Origin of the sequence: Pseudomonas sp. R4-39-08, from assembly GCF_003852275.1 — a bacterium.
GTDB lineage: Bacteria > Pseudomonadota > Gammaproteobacteria > Pseudomonadales > Pseudomonadaceae > Aquipseudomonas.
On the sequence record NZ_CP027733.1, the window covers coordinates 2191902 to 2210638 of the forward strand.

An 18737-nucleotide genomic window follows, 5' to 3' on the forward strand; every position below is an offset into this window, starting at 1 on the left:
TGTGCGCGTGCGCGGCTGACCTTAATTGCTTATCGAGTCTTGATCATGGCCCCGACGATTGCGCCCGTGGATACGTCCACCGTGTTTCCCACTGCGACCTGCGTCGTCATTATCGGCGGCGGCATCATCGGCTTGACGGCTGCACTGACGCTGGCCGAACGCAATATTCCGGTGGTGGTGCTGGAAAAAGGCCGTATTGCCGGCGAGCAGTCCTCGCGAAACCTGGGCTGGGTGCGCAAGACCAGCCGGCACGCGCACGATATACCGCTGGCCCTGGCCGCAGACCGCTTGTGGGCGCAAATGCCCGAGCGGGTGGGCGCGGATGTGGGCTATCGGCAAGAAGGCATCATGTTTGTCGCCCGCAACGACACGCAAATGGCCATGCATGAAGGTTGGCTCAAGTCGGTCGAGCATCTGTCCCTTGATTCTCGATTGCTGAGCAAACGCGAGATCGAACAATTGGTGCCGGGCGGCGAGGGCGACTGGGCCGGCGGGATCTACACGCCGTCCGACGCGCGTGCGGAGCCGACCCTGGCCAGCAGTGCGATTGCCAAGGCGGCCATGGCCCTGGGCGTGGTGATCATCGAGCAATGTGCGGTGCGTACGCTGCAGATGTCTGCCGGCAAAGTCAGTGGCGTGGTTACTGAAAAAGGCGAGATCCGCTGCGATCAGGTATTGCTCGCCGGCGGTATGTGGTCGCGGCGTTTTTTGGGCAACCTCGGTGTGTCCTTGCCGACGCTGGCCTTGACCTGCTCGGTGTTGCGTACCCATCCGATGCAGGGCCCTACTGAAATTGCCGTGGGCGCGCCGGACTTTTCGTTTCGCAAACACAAGGACGGCGGCTTCATCATTACCCAGCGTGGCAAGCTGGACGCCTTCCTGACCCTCGATCACCTGTTGCTTGCCAAGCAATACATGCCGCAATTTCGTGCGCAGCGCAGCGTGTTGAACGTGTCGCTGGGCAAGTATTTTTTCAACGACCTGGCGCTGCCCCGGCGTTGGTCGGCCGACAGCATCAGCCCGTTCGAGCGTGTACGCACGCAAGACCCCGCCGCCAACCCGCGGCTGAACAATGATGCGATGAACAACCTCAAGGCGGCCTGGCCGGTATTCGAGCAAGCCCGGATCGCTCAAGCCTGGGCAGGCACCATCGATGTGACCCCGGATTCCAACCCGGTAATAGGCCCGGTCGCGCAAATTCCCGGCCTGACCGTGGCCACCGGTTTTTCCGGGCACGGCTTTGGTACTTCACCGGCGGCGGGTCACCTGGCGGCGGATATTGTCAGCGGGCACGCGCCCATCATCGATCCCAGCCCTTATCGCTTCGATCGTTTCTAAGTCGATCCAGGCCCTGCACTCACGGAGCAAAATCATGTCCCCAGACAGCCGCTTTTTCACCAATCGCGCCGGCTTGCGTTTGCATTTTTTACGTTGGGGCGACCCGAGCGGCGTGCCGCTGGTGCTGTTGCATGGCTTGCGCGCCTATGCACAGACCTGGGAGTCGTTGGTCGAGGCGTTGGGGGGTGGTTATTGCATCTACGCCCTCGACCAGCGCGGTCGCGGGCTGAGTGACTGGGCCCCGGCCGCGAGCTACCACACGCAGTCTTATGTTGAGGATCTTGAGGACCTGATCGCCCATGTGGATCTGCAGCGTTTTGTCTTGCTGGGGCACTCATTGGGTGGGGCTAACGCTCTCGAGTATGCGCGGCAACATCCGGGTCGTTTGGATGGCTTAATCATCGAGGACATTGGCCCCGGCTCCTCAAGCCAAGGCGATGGCGCTGCGCGTATTCGCCGCGAGATGGGCCAGACGCCGTTGCACTTCGACAGTTGGGAGGCGGCCCGCGCATTCTGGAAGGCTTCACGCCCGGGCTTATCGGAGCAGGGCCTAGCGTCGAGGCTGACATATTCGATGCAAAAGTGTGACGGCGTGATTGCCTGGCGCCATGATCAGCAGGGGATCGCCGAGGCACGGCTGAGTATCGAACCGACGGATTTGTGGCCAGCGGTGCGCGCGCTGGATTGCCCAAGCTTGTTCATTCGCGGCAGCTGCTCGGACTTTCTGCCCCCCACGGCGCTGCAGGCGATGAGGGCCAGCAACTCGCACGTGCGGACGGTGGAGGTCGCCGACGCCAGTCACTATGTTCACGACGATCAAGGTGCTGTATTCAATGCGCTAGTTGCAGACTTTCTTGCAAGCCTTGCGCGCTCCGAATGAAGCCCACTTTGCGCTTGGTTGCTCTGCTGGCCTCGCTGACGGCCTTCGTGCCTTTTTCTATCGATACCTACCTGCCCAGCCTGCCGCGGATTGCTGTTGAACTGTCGAGCAGCACTGCTCACGTGCAATATACGATTAGCATTTTCCTCGCTGGCTTGTGCCTGGGCATGTTGTTTTATGGTCCGCTGTCGGACCGCTATGGGCGGCGCCCGTTGCTGCTGGGAAGCCTGGTGCTGTACGGTCTGGCGACGCTGGGTTGCCTGTTTGCTGCAAACATCGAGCAACTCATCGCCTGGCGCTTTATCCAGGCGCTTGGCGGGGCCGGTGCAATGGTGCTGGCCAGGACTGTGGCCAGAGATCTGTACGGCCTGGCGCAGGCCGCGAAGGTGCTGTCCTGGATGCAAATGCTGACGATGATGGCGACGCTGGTCGCACCAATGGTCGGCACCTGGCTGGTACTGATCGATGGTTGGCGCACCATATTCGCCGTGCTATTCCTACTATGTGGGCTGTGCCTGCTGATGGTCAGCGTGGGCTTAGAAGAGAGCCTGTCGCCGCAGGCTCGAAGCACCTCTGTGAAAGCGGCGTTTGCGGCCTATCCGAGTATTCTCCGTCAACCCCGGGCAGTGGCATTGATCCTATGTATGTCACTGACGTTTGGCGGTGTGTTCGCCTTTATCACCGCTTCGCCCTTTGTGTACGTGGAGTACTTCGGTGTGTCGCCGCGCACGTTCAGTGCGCTGTTTGGCCTAAATATTTTAGGCATCATCATGGTGAGCTTTATCAATGCCCACTGGGTCAATCGCCTGGGGCCACCACGTATGCTGGGGTTTGGCGCAGTTGTGGCGGGTGGAGCGGGGCTAGCGTTAATGGTCGCGGGATACACGCAGTGGGTCGGCCTGACCAGTATCGTGTTGTGCCTAATGCTGTACATGGGTGTCACCGGGTTGCTGGGGGCCAATTGCACGGCAAGCCTGATGAATATGTTCCCGACGCAGGCGGGGGCAAGCGTCGCACTGGGGATCTCAATGCAGTTCGCCTTCGGGGGGCTGGCGAGCCTGTGGGTCAGCCGCATAGCGGACGGCACGCCATGGCCGATGTGCCTGGTGGTGGGCTGTTGCGGGCTTGGCTGCCTTTTGGCATACGGCATTGCGCGGTGCGCGCCGGCGATGCCTGCTGACGCCGCATACCCGTTATCTGATCGTTATTGCCGAGATTGCACGGACGAAACCCGGTGCGTTGCTCATCAACACCGCGCACGTCCCGTTGGTGAATGACAACGCGGTGTCCGACGGCCTTGCAGCTGCCAGCGATTGCGCCTACCACGTAGGGCAGGGCGACGACAAAACCCAGAGCTCCACTGGAGATGCCCAGGCTTTTGATGATTTGCGGGAGCCAGATACCGATACCGACCGAGCCCACGATGCAGCAGAAGTTAATGGCCGCGAGCGTGAATACTTTCGGATTGGTCAGGGCTGCCCGCAACGTGTTGCCATGGGAGGCGCCAATTGCTTTTTGCTCTTCAGACAGGCGATTGTTGAGCCAGGTTTTTTCGCGATCCGATAACCACCGAGCCTTCAAGGGAGTGTCTACCAGCAAAAAGAGGCACGCGATGCCCAGAAGTACAGCGGGCAGCGCTTCGGTAATGAGCAGTAGCTGCCAGTTCTGTAACCCCAAAACGCCGTGTTGTTCGAGCAACCAACCCGACAGCGGTGAACCGACGATGTTCGCCACTGGTATGCCGAGCAGGAATGCGGCGGTCGCCTTGGCGCGCCACTTACCCGGGAACCAGTAGGTGAAGTACAGATAAACCCCTGGGGTGAATCCGGCCTCGGCAACCCCCAGCAGGAAGCGTGCAATGCTGAAGCTGATTGGGCCGGTAGCGAACGCCGTAGCCATGGAAATGAGGCCCCAGGTAATCATGATGCGAGCAATCCATATCCGCGCGCCAAAGCGTTGCATCAGGAGGTTGCTGGGGATTTCAAAAATGAAATAGCCAAAGAAGAATAGACCGGCGGCCCATCCAAACATCGTTGCGGTCAGCCCTAGATCCTTGTTCATGCTGATCGCCGCGAACCCTACGTTTGTGCGGTCGAGATAGCTGATGACATAGCAGATAAAAATGAACGGAACGACGCGCCACAGGATGCGGCGCATCAGGCGCTCACCCTCGGCGTCATCAAGCGGCGCAGAGTTGCTCTGATTGTCGTAAGTCATGTTGTCACGTCTCTTATAGTTGTTGTGTGAACTGCACTGCGGATTCAGGCATGGGAGTACATCGGCAATCCGGGTGCGGCGGTTTCGACTTGCAGAATGCTCCCGGTTTCGGACTCGACAATGAACAGCGTCTGACCGTCCTCGCCACCAAACGCCAGGTTGGTATTGCTGATGCCCGCGCAAGAAACGATGCGTTGCAGCGGTTCTGCCACTTTCGAAAGTTTCCAGACGGAACCGAAGCCCGTGTGCGCAATGTAGAGATTGCTTTCTGCATCAAGCGCCAGCCCATCGGGGCCGCCGAGGCCTCCGTGCAACTGGGCGAAGCCCCCGACCTTGCCAACGATTGATCCGTTGCCAAGCGGGATACGCCAAATCTGTTGGGCGCGAGTGACTGCAATCAGCAGGTGATTCAGGTTGGGGTCGTAGACGATGCCGTTGGGGCTCGGGACGGTATTGAGCAGGCAAGTCAGGTTGCCATTGATGTCGAGTTTGTAAACCCGACCGCTCGCATCCTGCAGGCCGGTTTGGCCTTGATCGGTGAAGTACAGGTCACCATTCGGCGCGAAGACGAGGTCATTCACGCCCTTGAACCCTTCGGACCCCGCCGACGCCAGAAATGGCTGAATATCGCCGGTTGTCGGATCGAGCACCATGATCCCGTGCTTGTAATCCGTGATGAAGATGCGCCCGTCCTGGTGGATTTTCAGGCCGTTCGGCCACCCGTCATAAGTGCATACCAGTTCCCATTCGCCGAGAGGGGAAACCCTGAAGATGCGCCCGTTGGGGATATCGGTCACATACAGGCGACCTTCTCGATCAAACGACGGCCCTTCCAGAAACGAATCTATTGCTCGACCTTGGCGGTTGGCATTCGCCCAGGCCGAGGGACGTGCGTTGCGAAAGTGGTCCGGCAGACGCGTGAACACGCTGGTCTGGAGGGTCGGTGGGGCGGCAAAAAAACTCATTTTCGCTCCTGGCGGCGGGATGGGCGTGGTCGCCCATGAATTGTTATTAATCTTGTTTAATGCAATGTCGTTTCAAAATAAAACAATTTCTGACGAAAGGCGATCTGTCTATGTCTAAAAAATAGAATTTAGATCAGGTAAATCCACGAGCTTGACGACGAGTTCGCTTTGTGTGCCATATAAAAAGAAATGGCATTTCAAAAAAACAAAAATAATGAGGTCGTCCGTATGCTCCGTTCGTTCCGGAAAAAGGGTTGTCGCCCTGCGTTATCCGCTTGCTTCGCCTCCATCACTTGCGCGCTTTTAGCTGGCCCCGCATGCGCTCAAACCGAGCAGGATAAAGTCACGCTCGCCATCCAGTACGGCTATGCCTACCTCCCGGTCACGGTCGCCGACAAGCTGGGTATGTTCCAGGCCCATGCCAAAGCCCATGGTCAAGCGCAAACCACCTTTGAAATCAAACGCATCAGCGGTTCGCCAGCTATCAATGATGCCTTGCTCAGCGGCAATGTGGACATCGGAGGTTATGGCCTTTCAGGGACTCTGGTGGCTTGGAGCAAGACCCGTACTTCACTGGATGTCCGCGTGCTCTGTGGCCTTGTGGCGGGTGACAACGGTCTTTTCGTCAATGATCCTTCTATCAAGTCCATTGCGGACTTCAAGCCCGACGACAAGATCGCGGTCAGCTCTCCAAGCGGTCAGCAGGCACTGTTGCTGCAAATGGCTGCGGAGCGCCAATTCGGCCCCGATGGGGTGCACCGATTGGACAACCTCATGGTAAGTCTGCCGCATCCCGATGCGACCTCGAGCTTGCTTAATAGAACAGGGGTCAAGGCTTACATCGGGCCAAACCCTTATAGCTATCAGCTTTCCCAGGACCCGCGTGTCAGCAAGCTTTTCGACTTTTCCACCGAACTGAACCTGCAAATGACCAGTGGCGTGCTGACCAGCACCGGGCGTTTCGTCAAGAAAAACCCAGAGCTTAGCGCTGCGGTAGTGGCCGCCATCAGCGAGGCCAACGATTACATCCGTAAAGAGCCGCGTAAGGCCGCAGAACTGTTTTTAGCCAGTGAGTCTTCAAGTCTTTCAGTTGACCAAGTGGAGGCGATGCTGCGTCAAGTGAGTGGCGAGTGGTCGGTGCAACCTCACGGCGTCATGGCGCTGGCAGACTTCATGGTGCGTTCGGGGGCGCTCAAAACCGCTCCAAGTGACTGGCGACAGGTGTTCTTCGCGCCAGTATCCGAAGGGGAGGGTAGCTGATATGGGGGCTCTCTCATCCCTTTCTCGTCCTGAGGTCGCGACCCGCGCGCTGCTCACCGTCGAGAACGTAACGTTGCAGTACAAGACGCGCGAACAGTTGATCACGGCTACTCATGGGGTATCTTTTAATGTGCAGCGCAATGATCGTTTTGTGCTGCTGGGACCGTCGGGTTGCGGTAAGTCGAGCCTGCTCAAGAGTGTGGGTGGGTTCATCGAGCCCGCCGCCGGGCAGATCTGCCTGGAGGGACAGGTTGTGCGCGAACCCGGTCCGGATCGGATGATGGTGTTTCAAGAGTTCGATCAACTGATGCCATGGAAGACCGTTCTTGACAACATCATGTTCCCGCTTCGGGTATCCGGCCGCTTTCCACGCAATGAGATTGTCGAGCGCGCCACGCGTGCAGCCATAAAGGTGGGGCTTGAAAAATTCAAGGATGCCTACCCGCATCAGCTCTCCGGAGGCATGAAGCAGCGTGTGGCTATTGCCCGAGCCCTGGCGATGGAGCCCGCCGTCTTGTTGATGGACGAGCCGTTTGCAGCGCTTGATGCGCTCACTCGACGGCGCATGCAGGAGGAACTCTTGGCGTTATGGGAGCAGGCGCCCTTCACGCTGATGTTCGTTACCCATTCCATTGACGAGGCCATCGTGCTGGGTTCGCGGATTCTAGTGCTGACCCCGCATCCCGGACAGGTGCGTGCCGAGCTCGACGCAAGTGCATTCGGCTTTGCCGAGCAGGGGTCGCCAGCCTTCGGGGCATTTCAGCAGCGTATCAATCGAATGCTCTTTGGTCACAGCGAGACTGCTCATGAATAAGCAAGTGATTCAAGCACGTCCAGATATCGAGTATGCCCCTGTCAGAACCGGACAGGTCGGTGATATTGCCCGTCGCCTGGGGCTGGTGGAGCGTCTTTACGCCAATGCTGGCGTGCGACGATCACTGGTATTGGTGGTGCTGGCGTTGATTTGGGAGGTCTATGCACGCTACCTGGGTAATTCCCTCATGTTTCCTACATTCAGCGAGACCGCTGTCGCAATGGCGCAGGATTTGGCCAGTGGGGTGTTGCCCTTGGCGGTGGCCAGTTCGCTCAAAGTACTGTTGATCAGCTACGCATTGGCTATTGCGCTGGCTGCTGTGCTCACCACATTGGCGGTCTCGACTCGGCTGGGTACTGACGTGCTGGCGACATTGACGGCCATGTTCAACCCTTTGCCAGCCATCGCCATTCTTCCATTGGCCATGCTGTGGTTTGGCCTGGGGATTCAAAGCTTGATGTTGGTGATCGTCCACTCCGTTCTCTGGGCCGTCTCACTCAATACGTATTCGGGGTTTCAGTCGGTGAGTCAAACGCAGCGCATGGCTGGGCGAAATTACGGTCTGCGTGGTCTGGGCCTTGTCCTCAGGATTCTGATTCCCGCGGCCGTACCTTCAATCCTTGCAGGCTTGAAGATTGGTTGGGCGTTTGCCTGGCGTACGCTGATTGCCGCGGAATTGGTGTTTGGTGTGTCGGGCAATTCAGGCGGGTTGGGCTGGTATGTTTTCCAGCATCGCAATGCATTGGAAACCCCCAACGTATTCGCGGGTTTACTGATGGTGATTGTCATCGGCCTAGTGGTTGAAGGGTTGGTGTTCCGCAGTATCGAAGTCCTCACCGTGCGTCGTTGGGGCATGCAGGGCTAATCAACAATAACGCCATAATAATTAACTCCGGGCGTCCACCAGGCGCTCGTTGGGAGCATTTGCCTTGAAAACCGTAATCACCTTCTCTCGACTGACGGTAGCCTTGTGTTGGGGTCTTGTTGGCGTGCATGCACATGCTGACTTTCTTAGAGATAGTCACGCCGATATGTCAATGCGTAACTTTTACTTCAACAGCGACAACCGGGACGGACCGGCCAAGCCTTCCATGATTGAGGAATGGGCCCAGGGCTTTCTGCTTGACTATCGCTCCGGTTACACACCTGGCGTTGTAGGGTTCGGTGTGGATGCCATGGGTATGCTCGGCATTACATTGGATAGCGGGCGTGGGCGTCATCCGGGCAGTTCGATGATTCCGTCCGATGGCGACGGGGCTGTAAATGAGTGGAGTCGGTTTGGCGCGACGGCCAAGTTGAAAATGAGCGAAACCGAGCTTCGGTATGGTCAGTTGATGCCAAAGATTCCGGTCCTTGTGGCGTCGGACGGCCGTCTGTTGCCGCAAACGTTCCAGGGCGTACAGATACAGTCCAGGGAGCTCAAGGACTTCACATTGATGGGTGGCGCGCTGGATCGTGCAACGGGGCGAGCCCCTACTGACCGCACCGGGCTGGCTGTGAGTGGGGGTACCCAGCAAAGCAACCGTTTTTACTTCGCCGGGGTCGATTATCGCGTTGATAAATCGCTCACGCTCCAGTACTACACCGGGCAGCTCGAGGACTATTACACGCAGAATTTTCTGGGGCTCAACCACAGTTGGAGTCTTGGCGATGTGGGTTCCCTGGCCACTGACCTGCGCTATTTCCGTACTCGCTCCGACGGGGCCAATGGCACCGCTGCCGGCCGCTCTCAAGGCTACGTGACCAGTGGCTACACGGCGGATGGGGACGGCGAGGTTGATAACAGTTTGTGGAGCGCGGCACTCACCTATCGCCTGGGTGGCCACGCTGTAACGCTGGGCTATCAGGATGTATCCGATAACAGCAATTTCGTTCAGATAAACCAGGGTTCCATCGATAAAGGCGCGGGAGGCAGCAGCCTGTATCTGTGGACCGACAAAATGCTGCTCAGTTTTACGCGTGCGGGTGAGCGCACCGGATTTGCGCAATACGCTTACGACTTTGCGGCTGCTGGTGTTCCAGGACTTAAAGCCTCTGTGATGTACCTCAAGGGGGACCATATTCAAACCGGAAGTGGAGCGGAGCAGTCAGAGTGGGAGCGAGACGTGTCGCTGGACTATGTTGTACAGACGGGCACCTTCAAAGGGGTCGGGTTCGCCTGGCGCAACGGTATGGCGCGCAGCGAGGCCGCGCGTAATGGTGATCAGAATCGCCTGATCGTCAACTACACACTGCCGTTATTCTAAACGTCCAGTCCTGGAGTGATCATGCAATCTCCCCATGCACCTGTACGACCGGATTGGCTTGCGCGGGTGCAAGAACCTATCCTCGACCCTGCTCGTTCTATTGTCGATGCGCACCATCATTTGTGGGAACGACCTGGGCAGCGATACTTGGCCGAAGACTATTTGGCCGATGTAACCGGCGGACATCGAGTGGTTGCGTCGGTTTACATTCAGTGTCGTTCGATGCTGTCCGTCGATGACGCTGAACCTGTTCAGACTTTGGGTGAGGTCGAGTACGCCAATGGCGTTGCGGCGCACAGTGCGAGTGGGCTGATGGGGGATTTACGCATGTGTGCAGCCATTGTCGGCGGTGCAAATCTTTTATTGGGTGATGATGTCGCGCCAGTCCTGGAGCTGATGCGGCACAGAGCAGGAAATCGATTCCGGGGTATACGCAATACCACCGCCTGGCATGCTGATCAGCGGCTTGTATCGAACCCGAAACCTGCGCCTCCCGGCTTGCTGCAAGTGCCGGCGTTTCGGCGGGGAGCCGCTCATTTGGCGCGACACGGTCTCAGCCTCGATGTATGGGCTTATCACACTCAGTTGGACGAGGTCGTAGAGTTGGCGAAGGCTTTCCCTGAACTCATCATTGTTGTGGATCACTTGGGCGGGCCGTTGGGCGCGGGCCCCTATGCTGGAAGACGGGATGAGGTCTTTGTTCATTGGGCTTCTATGCTGGTGCGGCTGGCGCGGTATCCGAACATAAGGATGAAACTCGGCGGTCTGGGCATGAGAGTGGCAGGTTTCGATCTGGATGCGCAGCTTGATCCTCCTGGCTCCTCTGAGCTTGCCCAACTCTGGAGACCCTACCTGATGCATGCGATCGAAACGTTCGGTGTCGAGCGCTGCATGTTCGAAAGCAATTTTCCGGTGGATAAAGGGATGTTCAGCTACCTTGTGTTGTGGAATGCCTTTAAGCGAGTGGTTTTCGACTTCACTGACGACCAGAAGGACAGGTTGTTCAGTGGAACGGCTGGCGAGGTGTACCTGGGGGAGGGCAACTGACGGCGGTATTCCAACTAAACGCTCGGTCATGCGTCCGCGACGCTTCACCATCGCACCGATGACGAAGATCAACCTGGCCCACGCATCACGGCATAGGTATTTACACAGCGTTCAAAGGCTGGAAAATCCCTCTGTGGTCAGCGGAAGGCCCCGCAGAAGTGCGGTGATCAGCAGCAGGGTGTTCTCCCCAAACGACTATTCCAGTACGACCAAACCCACCCTTGGCTACGCAATAGTCACGGGGATGGCGAGGAGACTATCGTTGTAAGATAATGGATTTTCCTGCCCTGACAGTTTTTCAGACGGGCCCAGCAATAGAGGTATATTCGATGGTAAAGGCGCGGCCGCGTCCAGCGGTGAACGGTGTGGCTTCGGCTGACCGAGTCTTGACCGTTCTGTCTGCATTTCGAATCGGCGATTCTGCGTTGAGTCTGGTTGAGCTGGTGGCACGAACGGGGCTCATCAAGAGCACGATCATGCGCTTGATGGTTTCGCTTGAAAACCAAGGCTACATCACGCGGATGACCGACGGGCGTTATCAGTTGGCCAGCGAGGTCATGAGGCTTAACGCGGTGTATCAGGAGTCGCTTGATCTTGAGCGTCATGTGATGCCGCGACTGCTGCACCTCTCCGGTCAAACGGGTGAGACCGTTTCTTTCTATGTTCGCCATGGCGCCTATCGGATGTGTCAGTACCGCGTGAATTCTTCACATCGCCTGCGACTCAATATGCAGCCTGGCGATATGCGTCCCATGGACGAGGCAGCTGGAGCCCAGGCGTTGCGGGCACCTTTTCATGTCGGCATTGCACTGGAAAAGCCTTACTATTCTCGCGGTGCGACGGATCCGCATGCGTCCTCTATCGCGCTGCCGATCTACGGGGGGCAGCAAGAGTTGATGGGCGCGCTCGTCATATCAGGGCCTGCCAGCCGACTGACAGAGGAGTGCGCCGATAACTTGAAGGACATTTTCTTCGAGGCTGCGCGCGACCTGATGCGCAGCCTGGGGCTAAAGCCGGCGGACGGCCAAACCGCCGGAGTGGAGTCAGAAGCCGTAAAGTGAGGTGGGGTTGTCGCGCAGAATCAATTCGCGTGTACCTGCGTCCGGAGCCCAGAACGCCAACAGATCCAGGATATTAGCGTCATCAGGTTTCTGGTCTATTGCAAGTGTCGGGTGGGGCCAGTCGCTCCCCCACAGCATACGTTCGGCGTTATGCTTGATCAGCGCGCTGGCTACCTTGCTGACGTCTTCATACCTCGGCGCCCCTGTCTTTGAACGCAAGTAAGGGGCGGACAGTTTGACCCAGGTTTTTTCATTATTCAGCAGCCGGGTGATCGAGGCGAAGGCGGCAGAGTTCAGTCCATCCGGTTGTGGCACATGTCCCATGTGATCGATGACCACCTTTGCCGCAAGCTTCGCCAATCGGGGCTCCAGATCGACCAGAAGCGGGCCGGGTGCAATCTGAACGTTCCAGCCCAGTTCATTCACGCGCAAGGCAAGCGATTCCAGGTCATTAAGTGCCGCACCGCCAACACTAAGATTAAACCGTATGCCGCGCACGCCGGCGCTGTCCAGGCGCGCCAACTCCCTGTCGGTGATTGAGCCATCGACAACCGCGACCCCGCGTGCATCGCCGCGGCTGCGAAGCAACCCATCGAGCAAAATGCGGTTGTCGGTGCCATACGTGGATGGCGTTACGATAACCATCCTTTTCATGCCCAGGCGTTTTTGCAGTTGACGATAATCTTCCAGTGAAGCATCGGGCGGGAACAAGGTTGCATTGGGTGCAGTGGGATAGTGGCCGTCATACAGGTGCATGTGGCAATCCACGCTGCCGGCCGGTGGCGTAAGCTTCGGCCTTTCATCCCCTTGGCTGAAAGGAACGTTTGCAAAAGCGCCCATGGACGCAGCAGCGCCCAGTGCACTGCCTGCTTGCAGAAAGCGGCGACGAGATAGAAGCATCGCAAAACCTCTTGTTATTATTTTTACATCGCGATACCAACGCTCCGATAGGGAAGCGCTGGCATCGTAGCCTTGATTAAGAAGTATCTACTTGGCGATCATGGACGCGCCCAGCTCGGCTTGTTCGCGCTGACGCTTGCGACCGACCACCAAAACCATGACTCCGGCCAATGTGCAGAGGGCTGCCAGCGGCATGAGCGCCAGGGCATAACTGCCGGTTGCATCGTGGATCGCACCGTAGGCATTCACCATCAGGCCGCCACCGATCAGGTTGGCCATCGCGCCGACTGCCGCGAGCCCTGCGGCGGCGGTGGAGGATGACAGCCAGCCGGAAACCAGTGCCCAGAATGGGCCTTTCATTGAGTATGCCCCGACCAGAACCATGGTGAGCATAATGACGGTCGCGATCAGCGAGGAGGTGAACAGCGTCATGAGCAACCCAGCCGCGATCAGCAACAAGGTCGTTGCCGTGTGCCAGCGACGTTCCCCGGTGCGATCGGAACTGCGTCCCCAAAAGATCATGAGTACCGAGGCGATGCCATAGGGAATGGCGTTCACCAGGCCAATCTCCAGGGAACTCAACCCGAAGGTCTTGAGCAGCTGAGGGGCCCATACGCTCATGGTGCTGCCAGCGGCGGACGCGCCCGAGTAAATCAGTGCGAGCACCCAGATGTCTTTATGGCGCAGCAGCTTCCACAAGGAGATATGCCCGATTGCAGTTTTTTTCGAGGCTTCTTCAGCCAGGCGTTTAGCCAACCAGCTACGCTGTTCATCAGTGAGCCACTTGGCTTGCTCGGGGCGATCCGTCAGCACAAACAGGCAGGCAAGTCCCAGCAATACAGCGGGTATGCCTTCTAGAATGAATAGCCAGTGCCACTCGCGCATCCCCATCCAGCCATCCAGGCTGAGCAAAAGGCCGGACAGTGGCGAGCCAATGAAGTTGGCCGCAGGAATAGCCACCATGAAGATCGCGACCATCCGTGCACGATAAGCGGAGGGCAGCCAGTAGGTGAGGTAAAGAAGTACGCCAGGGAAGAAGCCCGCCTCGGCGGCGCCGAGCAGAAATCGCATCACATACAGCGAATGGGCGCCCTGCACGAACGCTGTACCCGCAGAGATGAGCCCCCACGTGATCATGATCCTGGCGATCCAGATACGCGCGCCATATTTTTGCATGGCCAGGTTACTGGGTACTTCGAGGAGGAAATAAGCAACGAAGAACAAGCTGCTCGCGAAACCAAAAACTTTCGCCGTCAGGCCCAGGTCTCCGTTCATCTGCAGCGAAGCCATGCCGATATTGCCGCGGTCTATGATCGCGATCAAATAGCAGATGATCAGGAAGGGCAGGATTCGCCAGGCGACCCTGTGCATCGTACTGCGCTCTAGCTCGCTTATGGGGGACGTTGCTGTAGTCATGAGGCTCTCCGATTGTTATTTTTTCTGGAGTGTCGCGTTTCATTTTGAGGTTCCCGTTTTTCAGGGAAGACAGTGGGGATCACTCCACAGCTGAACAGACATCGAATAGGTGTCGGTTGACAACGCAGCGAGGATCCAGAGCCTTGCCCGCCCACACATCGAAAATCTGTTGAAGCGCAACGAGGCCTACGCGGTCGCGTGCCTCGGAGGTATTTGCGCCGACGTGTGGCGTGGCCACGAGTGTCGGCAGGCCCCAGAGTGGGCTGTCGGCAGGGGGCGGCTCCGGATTGAAGGTGTCCAGGCCGGCGCCGGCTATCTTGCGTTCGCTCAATGCCTTGACCAGTGCCCCGGTATCAATCAACTCGCCCCGGGCGGTGTTGATCAGGATGCTGCCCGGGCGCATGCGCGCCAGCTGTGCAGCCCCGATCAGATTGTGGCTGGAGTCGGTCAGAGGGCAATGCAGGCTGATGATATCGCTCTCGGCCAGGAGTCGATCGAAATCGTCCTCGCGCTCCACGTGAGCGCGTTGCGGTAGTTGCTTCAAGTAGGGGTCGTAGACCTTTACCTTCATGTTCAAAGGGGCAACCAGGTCCATCAGGATGCTGCCAATCGAGCCCAAGCCAACCAGTCCGAGCGTCTTGCCAAACAATTCAATGCCGTTCGCCGAGGACTTATCCCAGTGACCGTCGCGCATGCGTGCGTCCAGCAATGCGGTCTGGCGCGCCACGCTGAACATCAGCGCGAAGGCGAGTTCGGCCACGGACTGCGCGTTGGCGCCGGCAGCGATGCTGACCGGAATGCGATGGTCTGCGGCCGCCTGAATATCAATGGTGTTGTAACCCACGCCGTGCTTAGCAATAGATTTGAGGTTGGAGGACGCCTCAATCATGGCGCGGGTCAATTGCCCTTGGCGGACAATGATTGCATCGGGTTGCTCCGCACGGATTATCGCTTCCAGCTCTTCAGAAGAAAGGTAGGGTGTTGTGGGGATTACCCTGACGCCTTGGCTCGCGGCCAGGTTCATGGCGTCAGTGGCGAGTTCGGGCCCGGTAAGCAGGATGGTTCGGGTCATGACAGGTACCTTGTTTTTATGGTTGTGGCTGACGGTCGAAAATGATGCATTGCAGTGAGTCAACACTACCATAATGAAATGACGTTGCAATATTGATGATGAAAATACGAAGATGTGCAGATTGCTGGTGCGAATTTGATGTTGATTTTGAATAAATGAAATGTAATTCTGAAATTAAGGTTTGGCTGCTTGGCCAACGACTGCGAATAAATTCAATAAAACAACGTCAATAGAGGTAGGTCGCATGAGCATTGGATTCAGGGTTTTGGAACGTGCGCGCAAGGTCGATGCCGAGTGGGTCGCACGTTACCGGGAAGTTCCAGTGGCGAATGTCAGCGACTCAATGAACCGCATGACCGCCGGTGGCGCCAAGCTTCGTCCTATGCATCGTGCCGGTGTGCTGGCTGGCCCGGCGCTCACGGTCAAAGCCCGTCCGGGCGACAACCTCATGCTGCATTACGCACTGGATATAGCGGAGCCGGGTGATGTGGTGGTCGTCGATGCTGGGGGCGATCTATCCAATGCCTTGATCGGCGAAATGATGGTTGCTTACGCCATCAAGCGCGGTGTCGCGGGTATCGTTATCAATGGCGCGATTCGAGATTCGGCAGTCATCGGCGCGGATGATTTTCCCTTGTTCGCGGCAGGCATTTCACATCGCGGCCCTTACAAGGATGGTCCGGGTGAGATCAACGTGCCCATTGCGATCGATGGTATGGTGATTGAGCCCGGCGATCTGATTATTGGCGATGATGACGGCCTCTTGTGTGTGCCATTCGATCAAGTCGGCGAAGTCTATGAGTGGGCGGCTGCCAAGCATGCCGCCGAGAGCAAGCAGATGGAGCAGATTGCTATAGGCACCAACGACCGTACCTGGGTACTGGAATCGCTGAAGAAAAAAGGTTGCCTGCTGCCGTAATCTGCCATTGATGCGTGCGGGGCGGGCATTACTGTTACTTGTCAATCAGGAGCAATGACTTGCCTGACCCCCACACCACGCACCGTAGTCAGTGGCCTGCATCCGTGAGGGCGCTGGCACATCGCAATTTTCAAATCTATTTTGCAGGGCAAGCCGTTTCCACCCTAGGCAAGTGGGTTCAACAAGTCGCGTTGTCGTGGTTGACCTATCACCTGACAGGCTCGGCGGTGCTGCTCGGCGCTATTACCTTCCTCAGTCTGGCGCCACAGCTGCTGATTGGCCCTTTGGCAGGCGCCTGGACGGATAGGCACGACAAGCGTCGCCTGCTGATTATCGTGCAGACCGTCCTCGCTCTACAGTCCTTGGCACTGGCGATTCTCGCCTATGGGCAATGGATGAACGGCCTGACTATTGCGCTCATGGCTTTGCTGCTCGGATTGCTCAATGCCGTGGAGACTCCGCTCCGTCAGGCGTTGATCACAAGCTTTGTTCCTGATCCGGCCGACCTGCCCAATGCCCTCGTACTTAACGCCATGTTAATCAATGCGGCTCGCTTTGTCGGGCCACCCTTGGCCGGTGCCTTGATTGCCTTGGCGGGGGAGGCAGGCTGCTTTTTACTGACTGCCCTGGCGTTTCTGTGTCTGCTGATCGGGCTCATGAAAGTGCGCGTGACGCCAAGCCCAAGAGCCAGTGGCTCAACAGGTGAAGTGTTTCGAGAAGGGGTGCGTTATCTCTGGAGAACGCTTGAAGTTCGGCGGTTGATGGTCAGTGTCGTGATTATCAACCTCCTCGCGTCCTGCTATACCGCGTTGCTGCCCATTTTAGCCAAGACAGTTTATGAGGGGGATGCTCGCACGCTTGGGTGGCTATGGGGCGCTGCAGGTGCCGGCGCTTTCCTGGCGACCGTCGTGTTAGCGGTAAGCGGTTCAGCGTCGAGGTTGCAGCATTTTATATTGGCTGGAGCGGTGTTATGCGCAATGGGCTTGCTTGGGCTGGCTGTGCCTGGCCATCTACTGCTGGCGTTAGTGTGTTTGGCAGTCCTCGGGTTTGGGATCACCGTGAGTAATGTGAGCAGTAATATGCAACTGCAAAGTGGCGCGCCCAGCGCACTTCGCGGACGAGTCATTGCGTTTTACATCGCATTGCGTTTCGGTTTCGAGGCCATTGGGGGGCTGTTTGCGGGACTAATTGCGGCCCACCTGGGGGCGCCTTTGACGCTTGGCATAGCTGGTGGACTGTTGTTAATGATCGTTATTGGTCGTGAAATCGCCAATCGTGGGTAACGTGCCCTAGGGGCAGTCTGAAATAGAAGCTGGAGCGGGTCTGCGATGACACCCGGCGTATTGCTCAGGGGCAACGGCGCTGGTTGGGGATCGGATTCGCGCCGTCGACGCTGTACGGCGCGCTACCTGAGCTTATCCGACGCCTGCGCAGCGATGGCGGTATCGAGCTGGGCCTGTCGGAAATGGTCATGTTGCAGCAGGTCGAAGCCCTGAAAAGTGGGCGTATCGATATCGGTTTCGGGCGCATCCACATCGACGCCGCCGTGGTGCAAAAAAGTTATACATCAGGATCCCCTGGTCGTGGCGCTGCCCGCCGGGCACCACTTGCTGGGCGCGACGGTAAGCATGGAGCAATTGGCCCTCGAACCCTTTGTACTCTATCCTGGCAATATTCGCCCCAGCTATGCCGATCATGTGCTGCGGCTATCTGCCCGGCATGACTTGAAGGTCCGTGTGGCGCAAATGACCAATGAACTGCAGACCGCCATCGGGCTAGTAGCGGCGGGTATTGGCATTTCCCTGGTACCGGCTTCGGTGCAGCGTTTGCACCGCGACGATATTGGCTACTCGCCCTTGTTGGAACCTTTGGCGACTTCGCCGATTATTGTCAGTTACAGGGCAGGGGATGAGTCGGCGTTGCTGCAGCAGTGCCTGACGTGGATCGCCAAATTAGCTGCATCGATGTCGCTCGCCGCTGAAGTTCAACAGGAGACATCTTCGAGGCACCGGGATGTTGCGCATCAAACATCGGACCTGTAAGAGCGATCTGGAAGTTGGAACGACTTTCATCTGGACTCACATGGAGCGCATGTTCCAGCTCGGGTGCGCTGCTTCTTGGATTACCTTGTCGAACCCTTCCGATACTGAGACAGCGTTGGTTAAGGGGAACTGTTTACAGTGACAGCTAATGAGTACACAATTCAGGCCATAAAGAAACTGTTACATTCTGAAACCCTAAGACTTTCAAGAATTTGGAGGGTGAGTAATGGTCCCGTCCGCTGCGCCATATTTAGCTTCGAGGCCCTTGAACTCCTTGAAGCGAAAGAAAGCGACCTTAACAGGTCGCTTTTTTTGCTCTTTTTTCAGGTGCGGTACCACGGAAATAGCATCCGTGAGCCGCTTTTTTCGTTTTCCGAATTCCACTGAAATCCATCTCCAGCCACGGTTTTCAAGTACGTATTCAAGTACACCGCTGGCACAGCCCTTTACGATTCCTTGTGCATCAACTTTCGGATGGGTCCTTCTACCGCTGGGTTGTATTCCCTTGCTTGATGCGGCCAGGAGTGTTCGGGATTGCGGTGTGTCGCTCAGTCTATCTA

16 protein-coding genes and 2 pseudogenes are annotated in these 18737 nt (G+C 57.4%); 12 read left to right on the forward strand and 6 right to left on the reverse strand.

Features of this window, described 5'->3' with window-relative positions:
- Positions 1 to 45 precede the first annotated feature (45 nt).
- Genes C4J88_RS10160 through C4J88_RS10170 form a run of 3 tightly spaced genes read left to right on the forward strand, consistent with a single transcriptional unit; the run spans position 46 to position 3495 of the window.
- Positions 46 to 1338, forward strand: coding sequence for an FAD-binding oxidoreductase (locus C4J88_RS10160; RefSeq protein WP_124362242.1), 1293 nt, complete (start codon positions 46 to 48; stop codon positions 1336 to 1338).
- Between the two features lie 34 nt (positions 1339 to 1372).
- Positions 1373 to 2218 carry an alpha/beta fold hydrolase gene (locus tag C4J88_RS10165; RefSeq protein WP_124362243.1) on the forward strand — a complete coding sequence of 282 codons (846 nt, stop codon included), beginning with the start codon at positions 1373 to 1375 and terminating at the stop codon, positions 2216 to 2218.
- Entirely contained in the window at positions 2215 to 3495 is a 1281-nt protein-coding gene (locus C4J88_RS10170) for a multidrug effflux MFS transporter (RefSeq protein WP_124362244.1), read from the forward strand. Before C4J88_RS10165 ends, C4J88_RS10170 begins: the two co-directional genes overlap by 4 nt.
- Before the next feature lie 88 nt (positions 3496 to 3583).
- Here the strand turns inward: C4J88_RS10170 and C4J88_RS10175 are convergent.
- Positions 3584 to 4435: pseudogene (locus C4J88_RS10175) on the reverse strand (MFS transporter); the annotation flags it as partial.
- Between the two features lie 44 nt (positions 4436 to 4479).
- Positions 4480 to 5400, reverse strand: coding sequence for an SMP-30/gluconolactonase/LRE family protein (locus tag C4J88_RS10180; RefSeq protein WP_124403731.1), 921 nt, complete (start codon positions 5398 to 5400; stop codon positions 4480 to 4482).
- A 228-nt stretch (positions 5401 to 5628) separates the two neighbouring features.
- Between C4J88_RS10180 and C4J88_RS10185 the strand changes: the two genes are divergently transcribed.
- The 6 genes from C4J88_RS10185 to C4J88_RS10210 all read left to right on the forward strand — a co-directional run bounded on the left by C4J88_RS10185 (position 5629) and on the right by C4J88_RS10210 (position 11828).
- A complete protein-coding gene (locus tag C4J88_RS10185; RefSeq protein ID WP_164487526.1) occupies positions 5629 to 6660 on the forward strand; it encodes an ABC transporter substrate-binding protein in 1032 nt (343 codons plus the stop codon).
- A 1-nt stretch (position 6661) separates the two neighbouring features.
- Positions 6662 to 7474 carry an ABC transporter ATP-binding protein gene (locus C4J88_RS10190; RefSeq protein ID WP_124403733.1) on the forward strand — a complete coding sequence of 271 codons (813 nt, stop codon included), beginning with the start codon at positions 6662 to 6664 and terminating at the stop codon, positions 7472 to 7474.
- Positions 7467 to 8339, forward strand: a complete 873-nt coding sequence (locus C4J88_RS10195; protein ID WP_124403734.1) for an ABC transporter permease — start codon at positions 7467 to 7469, stop codon at positions 8337 to 8339. The genes C4J88_RS10190 and C4J88_RS10195 overlap by 8 nt, the downstream gene beginning before the upstream one ends.
- Positions 8340 to 8430: 91 nt before the next feature.
- Positions 8431 to 9720, forward strand: coding sequence for an OprD family porin (locus tag C4J88_RS10200; protein ID WP_372237496.1), 1290 nt, complete (start codon positions 8431 to 8433; stop codon positions 9718 to 9720).
- A gap of 21 nt (positions 9721 to 9741) precedes the next feature.
- A complete protein-coding gene (locus C4J88_RS10205; protein ID WP_124403736.1) occupies positions 9742 to 10767 on the forward strand; it encodes an amidohydrolase in 1026 nt (341 codons plus the stop codon).
- A gap of 329 nt (positions 10768 to 11096) precedes the next feature.
- Positions 11097 to 11828 carry an IclR family transcriptional regulator gene (locus tag C4J88_RS10210; protein WP_124406848.1) on the forward strand — a complete coding sequence of 244 codons (732 nt, stop codon included), beginning with the start codon at positions 11097 to 11099 and terminating at the stop codon, positions 11826 to 11828.
- Here the strand turns inward: C4J88_RS10210 and C4J88_RS10215 are convergent.
- The 3 genes from C4J88_RS10215 to C4J88_RS10225 form a co-directional block, all read right to left on the reverse strand.
- Positions 11811 to 12728, reverse strand: coding sequence for an amidohydrolase family protein (locus C4J88_RS10215; protein WP_124403737.1), 918 nt, complete (start codon positions 12726 to 12728; stop codon positions 11811 to 11813). The genes C4J88_RS10210 and C4J88_RS10215 overlap by 18 nt on opposite strands.
- Positions 12729 to 12815: 87 nt before the next feature.
- A complete protein-coding gene (locus C4J88_RS10220) occupies positions 12816 to 14144 on the reverse strand; it encodes an MFS transporter (RefSeq protein WP_124403738.1) in 1329 nt (442 codons plus the stop codon).
- A 79-nt stretch (positions 14145 to 14223) separates the two neighbouring features.
- On the reverse strand, positions 14224 to 15216 hold the full coding sequence (locus C4J88_RS10225) for a hydroxyacid dehydrogenase (protein ID WP_124403739.1): 993 nt from the start codon (positions 15214 to 15216) through the stop codon (positions 14224 to 14226).
- 244 nt (positions 15217 to 15460) lie between these two features.
- Here C4J88_RS10225 and C4J88_RS10230 point away from each other — a divergent pair, with 244 nt between their 5' ends.
- From C4J88_RS10230 to C4J88_RS10240, 3 genes and pseudogenes are all read left to right on the forward strand, one after another.
- Complete coding sequence (locus tag C4J88_RS10230) at positions 15461 to 16135, forward strand: RraA family protein (RefSeq protein WP_124406849.1); 675 nt, start codon at positions 15461 to 15463, stop codon at positions 16133 to 16135.
- Between the two features lie 59 nt (positions 16136 to 16194).
- Positions 16195 to 17418, forward strand: coding sequence for an MFS transporter (locus C4J88_RS10235; RefSeq protein WP_256657472.1), 1224 nt, complete (start codon positions 16195 to 16197; stop codon positions 17416 to 17418).
- 26 nt (positions 17419 to 17444) lie between these two features.
- Positions 17445 to 18177, forward strand: a pseudogene (locus C4J88_RS10240) (LysR substrate-binding domain-containing protein); the annotation flags it as partial.
- Positions 18178 to 18381: 204 nt separating this feature from the next.
- On the opposite strand, the gene C4J88_RS10245 reads toward C4J88_RS10240, so the two are convergent.
- Entirely contained in the window at positions 18382 to 18561 is a 180-nt protein-coding gene (locus C4J88_RS10245) for a hypothetical protein (RefSeq protein ID WP_124362246.1), read from the reverse strand.
- Positions 18562 to 18737: the final 176 nt, after the last annotated feature.

Coding starts and splice junctions, on each gene's coding strand:
- C4J88_RS10160 (WP_124362242.1), top strand. CDS start 46: ATGGCCCCGACGATTGCGCCCGTGGATACGTCCACCGTGTTTCCCACT.
- C4J88_RS10165 (WP_124362243.1), top strand. CDS start 1,373: ATGTCCCCAGACAGCCGCTTTTTCACCAATCGCGCCGGCTTGCGTTTG.
- C4J88_RS10170 (WP_124362244.1), top strand. CDS start 2,215: ATGAAGCCCACTTTGCGCTTGGTTGCTCTGCTGGCCTCGCTGACGGCC.
- C4J88_RS10180 (WP_124403731.1), bottom strand. CDS start 5,400: ATGAGTTTTTTTGCCGCCCCACCGACCCTCCAGACCAGCGTGTTCACG.
- C4J88_RS10185 (WP_164487526.1), top strand. CDS start 5,629: ATGCTCCGTTCGTTCCGGAAAAAGGGTTGTCGCCCTGCGTTATCCGCT.
- C4J88_RS10190 (WP_124403733.1), top strand. CDS start 6,662: ATGGGGGCTCTCTCATCCCTTTCTCGTCCTGAGGTCGCGACCCGCGCG.
- C4J88_RS10195 (WP_124403734.1), top strand. CDS start 7,467: ATGAATAAGCAAGTGATTCAAGCACGTCCAGATATCGAGTATGCCCCT.
- C4J88_RS10205 (WP_124403736.1), top strand. CDS start 9,742: ATGCAATCTCCCCATGCACCTGTACGACCGGATTGGCTTGCGCGGGTG.
- C4J88_RS10210 (WP_124406848.1), top strand. CDS start 11,097: ATGGTAAAGGCGCGGCCGCGTCCAGCGGTGAACGGTGTGGCTTCGGCT.
- C4J88_RS10215 (WP_124403737.1), bottom strand. CDS start 12,728: ATGCTTCTATCTCGTCGCCGCTTTCTGCAAGCAGGCAGTGCACTGGGC.
- C4J88_RS10220 (WP_124403738.1), bottom strand. CDS start 14,144: ATGACTACAGCAACGTCCCCCATAAGCGAGCTAGAGCGCAGTACGATG.
- C4J88_RS10225 (WP_124403739.1), bottom strand. CDS start 15,216: ATGACCCGAACCATCCTGCTTACCGGGCCCGAACTCGCCACTGACGCC.
- C4J88_RS10230 (WP_124406849.1), top strand. CDS start 15,461: ATGAGCATTGGATTCAGGGTTTTGGAACGTGCGCGCAAGGTCGATGCC.